This is a genomic window from Blautia sp. MSK17_66 (genome assembly GCF_020538025.1).
GTDB lineage: Bacteria > Bacillota > Clostridia > Lachnospirales > Lachnospiraceae > Blautia_A.
Genome location: NZ_JAJBNQ010000035.1, coordinates 1 through 10635, shown reverse-complemented (window position 1 = coordinate 10635; position 10635 = coordinate 1). Strand labels below are relative to the sequence as shown.

Genomic DNA, 10635 nt, shown 5'->3' with positions numbered 1-10635 from the left:
ACGGCTTTCTTAACGACTGATTTTAATTGTTTATAGCTTTAATCATTCAGCAGCTCATTGATCCGAGTTTCTCTTTCAATCCCCAGAATTCTTGTATATTCCTTCATATCCATCATGTCTTTCGCTACATTTCGTGTTGTTCCAGTCAGATAAAATTCCTTATAGATTTCTTTTAATGTCTTTGCTGCACAAAGCGTAGACGTTAAACAGTTCATTGTCATTTTTACTCCTGCATCTTCCAGCTCACAGATCTGATAACAATGTTCCGGAGAATCTTCATAAATATTATAGAATACAGGTACTCCCACATTATTAACAACGGTTTTGATTTCATCAAGACTATGAAGACCTTCAACCCATACCATATCCGCTCCTGCTTCAGCATAAGCACAGCTTCTTTCAATCGCAGCATTCAGACCATAGACAGCTTTTGCATCTGTTCTTGCAATTATCATAAAATCAGGATCTTTTCTTGATTTGACGGCGATTCTAATTCGATCGGCATGTTCCTTAGCAGATACTAATTCCACACCTCCTAATGCACCACATCTTTTTTGTGTAATCTGATCTTCCAAAGATATTGCGGATACACCTGCTGTTTCAAACTCCTCTACAGTTCTGCGTATGTTATTTAATCCTCCATATCCTGAATCTCCATCACTCATCATAGGAATATCTACACAAGACGCAATCTGTCTCGCTCGTCCAGTCATTTCCGTCATAGTCGCCAAAGACAGATCCGGGCGTCCCAAAAGAGATGCCATAGCTCCATTTCCTGACATAGCTATCCCTTGAAATCCAACATCCTGTGCAATTCTTGCACTTAACGCATCATGTACTCCTGCTAGAACAATAATTCCATTTTTTTCCATAAGATGCTTTAACTTTTTCTTTTTATCCATATCCAGTCTCCTTTGTCACTTTCTAAAACTCATAAAAAACAGGAGCAGTGCTGGTACAAATATTGCAGCACCCGCCACAGAAGGAATCATAATACTGCCTGTTGCAACAATAATCGTTGGGAACAATGTCATAAAAAAGTTTGTAAATGGTGCTAACGTTCCGCAGTAGATTCCAAATTCTTCCAATGTTGTACTCTTCATATCCGGATCTAACATCTTTACTAATGTGAACGCCGATGCAGAACTGCCAGTATTCTGTCCATATGCAGCCATTGCTTTTTCAAACCAATCATCTTTACATACACGCCTGATAACAACCAGACAATAAAATACTGTTAATGCAAACATCACAACTGACAGTATAAGTATCGGAACAATATATGTTTTCACTGTACTGAGCTGAATAGATGCAATAGAACCTATAATCATAAATTCCAGGCATGCATTAGCAACCTGACTGTTTGCTCTCTTGTCAACATATCCAGACATTTTAAATTTCTTCAGCACCGGCCATAAAATCATGGCTCCAATCATTCCACACGCCAAATCCGGAAGTTTATTCAATACTTCTATTCCTGCCACTTGAACAAGCAGTATTCTTATAATGCCATATCCTATTGCAAAAGATAATAAAAGCCAGCTAAATTGGAGTGCAATCGTATTTACACTGATCTCTGTTGTAACTTCTTTTCCAAGATCTTTCTGTTTATCCGCCGGCATAACGCCACCAAGCATATATTCCGGAAGTTTTTCCGGAGTCTCCATATATTTTGCCCATTTACGTCGAATACCAATATTTACAAGAACAGCTCCTACTATAAAAGAAAGAAGCATGCCAATTGTTGAAGTAGTCATTCCCAGACTGAGCATCATACCTGCCAAATCCTCATTGACAACTTTAAATGCTTCTGACATACCTGGAATAATCTGATGTGCACCATAAAAAGAACACACTCCCAAAAAGCCCCAGCCTTTTGGAAGATCATAACCACTTCTTACCAGTTCACCTATCAATAATCCCAGTGTACACTGTGCACCCCAGATTCCAAATAAAAGAAAGGCATATGTAGCATAAGATTTTAATCTTCCCACTTTGATATCAACTCCAAAAACGGCTGAAGTCATCATCACTACACCCAAAGGCCCTGCTAACTGTGCAAACATATCGGGAATCGTTATTAAGCCCAATACCTGAGGTCCCAAAATCAGCCCTAATACCCCACCAATTACAGATGCCGGAATATATGCTTTCGCAAAAATCTTGATTTTGTTTCGAATAATCATTCCTACAATGAGAAGTACGCCAAGTTCTGTCAGTCCATAAAATACATCTGTAAATGTCATAAATTTACACCTCCTCCTGGTTATAAGAGTTAATTTTACTTATAAAATCTGCAATGTTATCAATATTTCTTATATTATTAATAAACATATAGAGTTCTTCTGGGTCTGTTTTCTCTGATAACCTTTCACAACAGCCTTTGAATTTCTCTTTCTGTTCTATTTTGGAAACAGGAATACATGGGTCTCCCTTAGGAATCTTTTTTTCGCATTTAAAAGTTGTTCCATCTTTTAAGATAACAGACATTTCACATTTCTGACTGTATTCTGTATCCTTATCTAAAATAATCTCAACTTTTTTCATCAGCTCACAAATTTCCGGGTCTGTGATATTCTCACCTTCCATATCACTGATCTGTATTCTGCCTTTTATTAAAATTAACGCTATACAATATGCCAGACTGAATTTTCCCTCTGTTGGCGTTTTTGGATAATGGTACCTGTCACATTCATATGAAAAAGACCCCAGATTGCATATAATCTTTTGAATATTATGACAGTCAAAATCATATGTCTGTTTAATGTATAAGATAGCATCAATTCCACTATGATTTCCTCGACATGTCGGATATGGTTTTATAGTAATTTCTGGAGAAATCAGTTCAAATCTGTCATTCAGAATCGCATCAACTTCCGAAAAATCTATATCTGAAGCAGCTATTTTTAATATACTGTTATCTCCATCCAGGGCTGTTGTTTTTGCCTCAAATCCTTTCTTTGCAAATTTGCAGGAAAAAATAGCCTTTTCTGCTGTTCTTCCAACCGTAAGATCTTTTGTCATAGTTCCGTAATTTACCTTTGTTCCCGATGCTTCCCCGCTGGCAATCCCAATTGCATTAATCAATTGCTCTCTGGACAGTTTATACAGAATACCTGCTGCTATAGTTGCACCAAAAATTCCAACCAGCGATGTCAGATTCCAACCCGGATCTATTTTTGTATTTGCCACCAAGCGGCCTAATACACTGTTGATCTGAATTCCTGTAATATAAGCATCCAGAATCTCAGTTCCACTACATTGCATTTCTTCTCCAACAGCTAAAACTGTCGGAACAAGAACTGTACTTGAATGTCCATTAAGCTCCATACTCATATCATCGTAATCACATATATGAGCCGCCATCGCATTTACCATTGCTGCATTTCCGCTATTTAGTTTTACATCTTTATATCCTATTACCGATGATGCATTACTTCCTGTTGTTTCCACACAATAATCTACTGCTAACCGAATTGCTTCCTTTCCAGCTCCTGCCATAATGCAGGCAACTGTGTCCTGAAAATGCTCCTGTGCTTTCAGATAAACCATTTCCGGAATCTCTTTTTTATTTAAGCTTATTACATAATCCACAATTTTTTCAGATAACGTCATAATCGCCCTCCCAAATCTTTATGCTTTTTTGATTATGCTGCACACAAGAACAATCATTGCTGGAACAAAAACAATAATCCCTCCGATCATTGGAACTGTGATATTTCCTGATGATACAATCACCGCTGGAAATACTGCCATTAAAATTGCCGTAACCGGTCCAAGTGTGCTCTGAAAGATGCCAAAATCCTCCAAAGCAGTACTTTCCATCTCAGGATCGACCATCTTTAATAATGTAAGTCCAGAAGCCGTACTTCCTGTATTCTGACCAAATAAAATAGCAGCTTTTTCAAACCAGTCTTCTCTGCAGGTCTTTCGAATAACAACAAGGCAATACACTGTTACAAATAATGTCAGCACAGCACATAAAACAGTAATAGCAACTAAATTATCAGCTACGATATCAAGCTGAATAGATGCCACTGCACCACAAATCATAAAATCCAGACAGCCATTTGCGATCTGTACGCTGGAACGTCGGTCTACATATCTTTCCAGTTTTATCTTTTTTAAGATTGGCCACAAAATAATTGCTCCGATCATTCCACAGGCTAAATCTGGCATATTAGATAATACCGAAATTCCAAAATATTTCAAAAGTACGATTTTAATAACTCCGTAACCAATTCCAAAGGCAAGAAGCAGCCAACAAAACTGCATACAAACAGAATTTATGGAAATTTCAGATGTTACTGTATTTCCAAGAGATTCTCTTTTTTCTTCCGGCATAATTCCACCAAGAGTATACGCAGGTACCTGTTCTGGTTTTTGCATATATTTTGTCCAGCCTTTTCTGACAGCAATATTTACAAGTATGGAACCCAGAATAAAAGAAACAACCATACCAATTGTTGAGATTGTCATTCCAAGTCCCATAACCGCCTGTGCAGTTTCTGCTCCTACACTTTCGTATGCTGTAGATACACTTGGCACGATCGCATGCGCACCAAAGAATGAAGCAACTCCCAGCATTCCCCACCCCTGAGGCAGATCAAACCATTTTCGCAGAAGTTCTCCGAGAGCTAATCCTATTACACACTGTGCTCCCCATGTTCCAAACATCATAAGTGTATATTTTGCAGAATTTTTAAGTTTTCCCAATTTAAGCTCTATTCCAAACACTGCTGATGTCATCATGATCACACCAAATGGCCCTGCAAGCTGCCCAAATAAATCTGGAATAGGAATAACATTTAAAAACTGAGGTCCAAGAATTAAGCCTATTACACCGCCAATTACGGATGCTGGCAAAAAAGTTTTTCGAATCGGTTTGAATATATCTCTAATAAGCACACCTGCTAATAATAAAATCGCTATTTCCGTAAATCCGTAAAATACATTAGTAAAGGTCATTTTTTACGCTCCTTTCATCTGCCCCCTTGCCGTCTTAACAGCAGCTTTTACAGCTTCTGCGTATAACAAAATATCACATCCTACCAGAATAAAATCAGCCCCTGCATCTATCCATTTTCCTGTATCCTCTGCTGCAAAAGCAGTCATTCCCACACATACTCCTGCTGCATTTGCCTTTTTTATAAGTCTGGTAATTGCTTCTGTTACTTCTGGATGATTTACGTCTCCTGCATGTCCCAGAGAAACCGACATGTCTACCGGCCCAAACAACACCGCATCCACGCCCTGTACATTCACGATTTCATCAAAATTTTCAATGCCTTCTTTGCCTTCTACCATCAGCATGATAGATACTTCTTTATTACTTCTTTCAAAATGTCCATCTGTTCCATTTACGTAATACTTGTTAGCACGAACTAACGGGCATGCTCCTCTTTTTCCTTCTGGGAAAAATTTCGAATATTTTACAGCCTGTCTTGCCATATCCGCAGTTGAAATTCCTGGAATTACCACACCTGCTGCACCATTGTCCAGTACTTTTCTGATTGCTGTTTCATCATTCACATCTGGCACTCTGACCATAGGGATCATCTCCGATGTTTCGACAGCTCTGATATATCTGATAGATTCTTCTTTTGCAATTGGTGAATGTTCCATGTCAATGATTGCAAAATCAAACCCTGCATATCCAAGGATTTCTAATGTATCTTCACATGGTAAATGTGCAAATGTTCCTATGAATTTTTTATTCTCTTCTTTATTTTTTCTTATCAGTTCTTTAAATGATTTCTTCATTTTGCTATCCCCCATTTATATTAAAAGGGAAAAGTTTTCGCTCTTCCCTTTTACACCCAATACTTAACCCTGATTTTATTTCTGAATTGCCTTAAATGCTGCAGCCTGCGCTGTCATTCCTCTTTCTGATGCCAGTCTTTCAATGGAAGATGCTCCAAAGAAACCATCAATCTCCGGTACATTTTTGATTACATATTCTGCATCTTCCGGATCTGCAATCGGACCTCCATGGCAGATTACCATGATATCCGGATTTACTTCGCGTCCTGCTGCAATAATCTCTCTGATCTTTGTGCAGCAATCATCCAGGGTAACTGCTGTCTCTGCTCCGATAGAACCTTTTGTTGTAAGTCCCATATGAGCTACAAGGATATCTGCGCCAGCTTCTGCCATTGCTTTTGCCTGTTCCGGATCAAATACATACGGGCATGTCAGCATATCAAGTTTATGTGCCTCCCGGATCATATCTACTTCAAGTCCATATCCCATTCCTGTCTCTTCCAGGTTTGCACGGAATTTTCCATCGATCAATCCTACTGTTGGGAAGTTCTGCACTCCATTGAATCCCTGATCTTTCAGCTGTTTCAGGAAAATATCCATTACACGGAAAGGATCTGTTCCGCATACACCTGCAAGTACCGGTGTTTTCTTTACAATTGGAAGAACTTCCTGTCCCATTTCCTGAACGATCTTATTTGCATCACCATAAGATAACAATCCTGATAGAGAACCACGGCCTGCCATTCTGAAACGGCCTGAATTATAGATGATAAGCATATCTACATCTGCTTTTTCACTGCATTTTGCTGTGATTCCTGTACCGGCTCCTACACCAACAAGGATTTTGCCCTGTGCTACCTGCTCTTTAAAGTCTCTCATAATCTCACTTCTTGTTTTTCTTAACATAATTACGTACCTCCTGATTTTGTTTATTATTTATTCATAAGATCTATTAGTTTTTGTGCTGCTGTTTCACCAAACTGCTGGTCGTTGATATTGCAGTCAAGTTCTTCAATCTGGACTTTTTCTTTATCAAGTCCGTCTTTTAATGTATCAAATAAAACTTTATCCTCTTCCGGTCCATAGAATTTCTGTCCTTCTGCATCCAGCATAGAAACGCCCTTCAATGGCAGTAATAAAACTGTTTTTCCTGAAGACAGGTTCCATTTTTCTACCAGTTTATCTGCAATTTCTTTACATTCTGTTGCTGTTGTCCTCATTAAGGTCACACCAGGATTATGTTTGTATAAATTTCGATTCCTGAATTCTGCCGGTACTGTATCCATTTGGCCAAAATTAACCATATCTAATGCCCCTACAGATACTACCTGTGGTATATGATTCTTTGCTGCAGCTTCACATCGTGCCGGTCCTGCTGCCAGGACTCCTCCAACAACCTCATCACACCATTCAGTTGTTGTCAGATCTAATACTCCTGCAAAATAACCTGCCTGAATCAGTGATTCCATTGTTTTTCCACCAGTACCTGTTGCATGAAATACGAGTACCTCATATCCTTTTTTCTCAAGGTAATCCTTTGCATAGTTTACACACGGTGTTGTTACACCAAACATTGTTGCAGCAATAAGAGGTTTGTATTCTTCTTCCAGATTTTCAAGCTTCAGCTGATCATTCTGAAGGATCATTCCGGCAATAGCAAGTATCGCATTCCTGTATACTGTTTTGGAAATTTTATTTAATCCCGCAACATCTACAATTGATGGCATCATAATGATATCGCTTGTACCCACATACTGTTCTACATTTCCGGAAGCCATAGTCGAAACCATTATTTTGGGTACACCTATGGGCAGTTCACGCATTCCAGGTGTTACTAAGGCAGTGCCTCCTGATCCTCCAAACGATATGATTCCATCAAATCTTTTTTCCTGATATAATCTTGGAATCAAAATTTTCATACCTTTGGATAATGCTTCTGTAGCCAACGCCCTGTCTCTTTTTTCTACAATGTCTCTGATATCATAGCCAGCAGCTAATGCAACTTCTTCATTTGAAACATCCGGTTTAAATTCTGGTTCAAAAACACCTGTATGAATCATCAAAGTAGACAGCCCTAATTCTTCTGCAATACTCTGAATATACTTGAATTCTTTTCCTTTTGTATCAAATGTTCCAGCAATAGCAAGTGTTTTCATTCTAATCTCCTTTCTGTAATTAATTTTCATGTTTTATCGTTGTCCAAACAAAAAACAGTAGAATCTTCTGTTACTTTACAATTAGATTCTACTGTTTTATTTACGAATTAACAATGTTGTTATTTTATATTTTGTTGTGTTTATTTTCTTAATATCAGAGGTTTATTTTTATTTTGTTGTGTTTATTTTGTCTTTTTGTATTTGAGTTGGTGTACAGCCTATATATTTCTTAAACATCTTGGAAAATTGTACATAATCTTCATACCCAACATAATATGCCGCTTCCTTGCATGTGATATTTTTTTCCAGCAGAATTTCTTTTGCTTTATTTATGCGATAACGCACCAGATATTCTGTAAAAGAAACCCCCATTTCTCTTTTGAAACAAATACTTAAATAAGAAACCGATACATGCACGATTGTCGCCAGGTCTTTTAGCTGAATTTCCTTGGAATAATTTTCATCAATATACTCTTTGATAAAATTCACGTATTGTTTCATATTCCATCTATCATTTGAAAATTTAATAAAGGGATCATTGGGATTAAATTTTTCTTTTGTTTTAAAGGCTCTTGTCATATTAGGGATCACATGCTCTACCGGAATTCTGTCAAATACAGATCCTCCTATATATCCCTGACAGGAACTGTTTTGGTACATATACTGCATATCTATAGGTGTATTTGCAGGGCCTGCGTACACCATTTTTATTACTTCCGGGCGTACTTCATTACAAATTTCGAATAGCTCTATTGACAATTTTCTTGCCTCTTCCAACGAAATATATTTAGATGCACCCATCACACCGCCCTTGGTCAGCCCCAGATGAACACAGATCACATCTGCACCTGCATCAAGCATAGCAAGTGTTTCCTTCTTGTCCGTAACAAAAGCAACTGTAAAAAGATCCATAAAATGAGCCAACCGGATAGCTTCTACTTCTGTTTCATATCCGTTTCCATCTTCTTCCAATGCTTCTCTGAATTTCCCATCAATTAACGCCACCGTTGGAAAATTTGTTATTCCTGCAAACCCCAGTTCTTTTATTTCTTTAAAGTAATCATACAGGTTTATAAAAGGATCCTGTGCAAACAGTCCAAATAATGTAGGTGTATTTTTTGCAATTGGCAGAATCTCTTCACTCGCAAATTCTTTTACAATATCATTACTGTTACGATAACAAAGATATCCTCCCAGAGATCCCTTACCTGCGACACGATATCGACCTGCGCTTAATGCCAAAAGGAGATCTGACCCTCCATGGATTACGCACTTTGCAATCATTCCAGAACCAACAACCGCCCCAATAACATGTCCATTAATATTAATCTGTGCATTTAATTGCTGTATAATTTCTTTTCTCTGCATGGCAATATCCCACTATATTCATTGAACCAGTTCAAGAAACTGATTCGGTTCCCATACCTGTATTTCTGATGATGAATAATCTTTAACGTTTCGAGTAATCAGTCCATTCATTTCATTTAATAAAGCTACGGAATACTGTACAGAATCCTCAAAGTCCTTCCATCCCAGTTCTAATGCTTTTTGTATTTCTTCTTCTGATACACCTGCTACAGACACAATTAAAAGCAATTTCTTCAAAAGTTCCCGTACTACCGCTTTATCTCGCATATTCTTATATGCAATATAATAAATGTCTGTAATTGCTGAAGCTGAAACAAATTCCTGAATGTCTTCCCTCACAGATAATTTTAAGACTTCTATTGCTGCTTCATAAAATGGAGATCGTTTGAGTAACACATCCAATATTACATTTGTATCAATCAAGACTCTCATACTTTTCCAACCTTTCAGCACGATAATCTTCTAATGATCTTCCTGTATCTGGAATAATTCCTACTAATGAATCCACTATATCTTCTATATTATTATTTTTCGGATGCTCCGAAGTTTTTTCTTCTGCAGGTAATACTATGACTTCCAGTCGTCTATTTCTCATAGTTTCCGGCAATGGAATTATGGACATCAGTTTTCTGGCATCAACAATCTTACGAACAACTTCCATTATATATTACCCCTTTCATTATTTTATATCTTATTTCTTCTTGGTTACTACTTACAGTATAACATTCCCGCAAAAAATATTCTATAAATTTCCGAAAGGATTTTTAGACACAAAAAAATCCTTGATTTCTCAAGGATTTTCAATGCCGCAGACCGGAATCGAACCGGTACGGGTATCACTACCCACGGGATTTTAAGTCCCGGGCGTCTGCCAGTTCCGCCACTGCGGCATATTCAAAAATGGGACCTATAGGGCTCGAACCTATGACCCTCTGCTTGTAAGGCAGATGCTCTCCCAGCTGAGCTAAGATCCCTTAAAAAACGACCCAGATGAGACTCGAACTCACGACCTCCGCCGTGACAGGGCGGCGCTCTAACCAACTGAGCCACTGGGCCAAAAAACAATAATGGACCTTCGGGGACTCGAACCCAGGACCGACCGGTTATGAGCCGGTTGCTCTAACCAACTGAGCTAAAGGTCCAAAAAGCCGATGATCGGACTCGAACCGATAACCTGCTGATTACAAATCAGCTGCTCTGCCAATTGAGCCACATCGGCATATAACTATCAGATGTATTATACACCAAATGTTGTAATCAAGCCATCCCAAAATCACATTTATTATTTTTTAATGACTCCAAGGGGATTTGAACCCCTGTTACCGCCGTGAAAGGGCGGTGTCTTAAC

General features: G+C 38.2%; 10 protein-coding genes and 5 tRNA genes. All 15 read right to left on the bottom strand.

The genetic code is table 11. The features are described from left to right. Positions 1 to 38: 38 nt before the first annotated feature. The 15 genes from LIR34_RS15950 to LIR34_RS15880 all read right to left on the bottom strand — a co-directional run bounded on the left by LIR34_RS15950 (position 39) and on the right by LIR34_RS15880 (position 10506). Positions 39 to 902, bottom strand: a complete 864-nt coding sequence (locus LIR34_RS15950; RefSeq protein WP_173903241.1) for an isocitrate lyase/PEP mutase family protein — start codon at positions 900 to 902, stop codon at positions 39 to 41. A gap of 15 nt (positions 903 to 917) precedes the next feature. After that, positions 918 to 2246 carry a sodium/glutamate symporter gene (locus tag LIR34_RS15945; protein WP_173903240.1) on the bottom strand — a complete coding sequence of 443 codons (1329 nt, stop codon included), beginning with the start codon at positions 2244 to 2246 and terminating at the stop codon, positions 918 to 920. A gap of 4 nt (positions 2247 to 2250) precedes the next feature. Then, complete coding sequence (locus tag LIR34_RS15940) at positions 2251 to 3615, bottom strand: MmgE/PrpD family protein (protein WP_173903239.1); 1365 nt, start codon at positions 3613 to 3615, stop codon at positions 2251 to 2253. Positions 3616 to 3633: 18 nt separating this feature from the next. Then, positions 3634 to 4968, bottom strand: coding sequence for a hypothetical protein (locus tag LIR34_RS15935; protein ID WP_173903238.1), 1335 nt, complete (start codon positions 4966 to 4968; stop codon positions 3634 to 3636). 3 nt (positions 4969 to 4971) lie between these two features. After that, entirely contained in the window at positions 4972 to 5763 is a 792-nt protein-coding gene (locus LIR34_RS15930; RefSeq protein ID WP_173903237.1) for an HpcH/HpaI aldolase family protein, read from the bottom strand. A 75-nt stretch (positions 5764 to 5838) separates the two neighbouring features. Continuing rightward, positions 5839 to 6669 carry a phosphoenolpyruvate hydrolase family protein gene (locus LIR34_RS15925; RefSeq protein WP_173903236.1) on the bottom strand — a complete coding sequence of 277 codons (831 nt, stop codon included), beginning with the start codon at positions 6667 to 6669 and terminating at the stop codon, positions 5839 to 5841. A 26-nt stretch (positions 6670 to 6695) separates the two neighbouring features. Further along, positions 6696 to 7919 carry a Tm-1-like ATP-binding domain-containing protein gene (locus LIR34_RS15920; RefSeq protein ID WP_173903235.1) on the bottom strand — a complete coding sequence of 408 codons (1224 nt, stop codon included), beginning with the start codon at positions 7917 to 7919 and terminating at the stop codon, positions 6696 to 6698. Positions 7920 to 8087: 168 nt separating this feature from the next. Then, a complete protein-coding gene (locus LIR34_RS15915) occupies positions 8088 to 9287 on the bottom strand; it encodes a phosphoenolpyruvate hydrolase family protein (RefSeq protein WP_173903234.1) in 1200 nt (399 codons plus the stop codon). A gap of 18 nt (positions 9288 to 9305) precedes the next feature. Then, complete coding sequence (locus LIR34_RS15910; protein ID WP_207718750.1) at positions 9306 to 9710, bottom strand: PIN domain-containing protein; 405 nt, start codon at positions 9708 to 9710, stop codon at positions 9306 to 9308. Then, positions 9703 to 9948, bottom strand: coding sequence for a hypothetical protein (locus LIR34_RS15905; RefSeq protein WP_173903232.1), 246 nt, complete (start codon positions 9946 to 9948; stop codon positions 9703 to 9705). Before LIR34_RS15905 ends, LIR34_RS15910 begins: the two co-directional genes overlap by 8 nt. 143 nt (positions 9949 to 10091) lie before the next feature. Further along, a tRNA-Leu gene (locus LIR34_RS15900) sits at positions 10092 to 10177 on the bottom strand. A gap of 11 nt (positions 10178 to 10188) precedes the next feature. Then, a tRNA-Val gene (locus LIR34_RS15895) sits at positions 10189 to 10261 on the bottom strand. Between the two features lie 8 nt (positions 10262 to 10269). Continuing rightward, positions 10270 to 10343, bottom strand: a tRNA-Asp gene (locus LIR34_RS15890). Positions 10344 to 10355: 12 nt separating this feature from the next. Continuing rightward, positions 10356 to 10429, bottom strand: a tRNA-Ile gene (locus LIR34_RS15885). A 4-nt stretch (positions 10430 to 10433) separates the two neighbouring features. Further along, positions 10434 to 10506: transfer RNA gene (locus tag LIR34_RS15880), tRNA-Thr, on the bottom strand. Between the last annotated feature and the right edge of the window lie 129 nt (positions 10507 to 10635).

Coding starts and splice junctions, on each gene's coding strand:
- LIR34_RS15950 (WP_173903241.1), bottom strand. CDS start 902: ATGGATAAAAAGAAAAAGTTAAAGCATCTTATGGAAAAAAATGGAATT.
- LIR34_RS15945 (WP_173903240.1), bottom strand. CDS start 2,246: ATGACATTTACAGATGTATTTTATGGACTGACAGAACTTGGCGTACTT.
- LIR34_RS15940 (WP_173903239.1), bottom strand. CDS start 3,615: ATGACGTTATCTGAAAAAATTGTGGATTATGTAATAAGCTTAAATAAA.
- LIR34_RS15935 (WP_173903238.1), bottom strand. CDS start 4,968: ATGACCTTTACTAATGTATTTTACGGATTTACGGAAATAGCGATTTTA.
- LIR34_RS15930 (WP_173903237.1), bottom strand. CDS start 5,763: ATGAAGAAATCATTTAAAGAACTGATAAGAAAAAATAAAGAAGAGAAT.
- LIR34_RS15925 (WP_173903236.1), bottom strand. CDS start 6,669: ATGTTAAGAAAAACAAGAAGTGAGATTATGAGAGACTTTAAAGAGCAG.
- LIR34_RS15920 (WP_173903235.1), bottom strand. CDS start 7,919: ATGAAAACACTTGCTATTGCTGGAACATTTGATACAAAAGGAAAAGAA.
- LIR34_RS15915 (WP_173903234.1), bottom strand. CDS start 9,287: ATGCAGAGAAAAGAAATTATACAGCAATTAAATGCACAGATTAATATT.
- LIR34_RS15905 (WP_173903232.1), bottom strand. CDS start 9,948: ATGGAAGTTGTTCGTAAGATTGTTGATGCCAGAAAACTGATGTCCATA.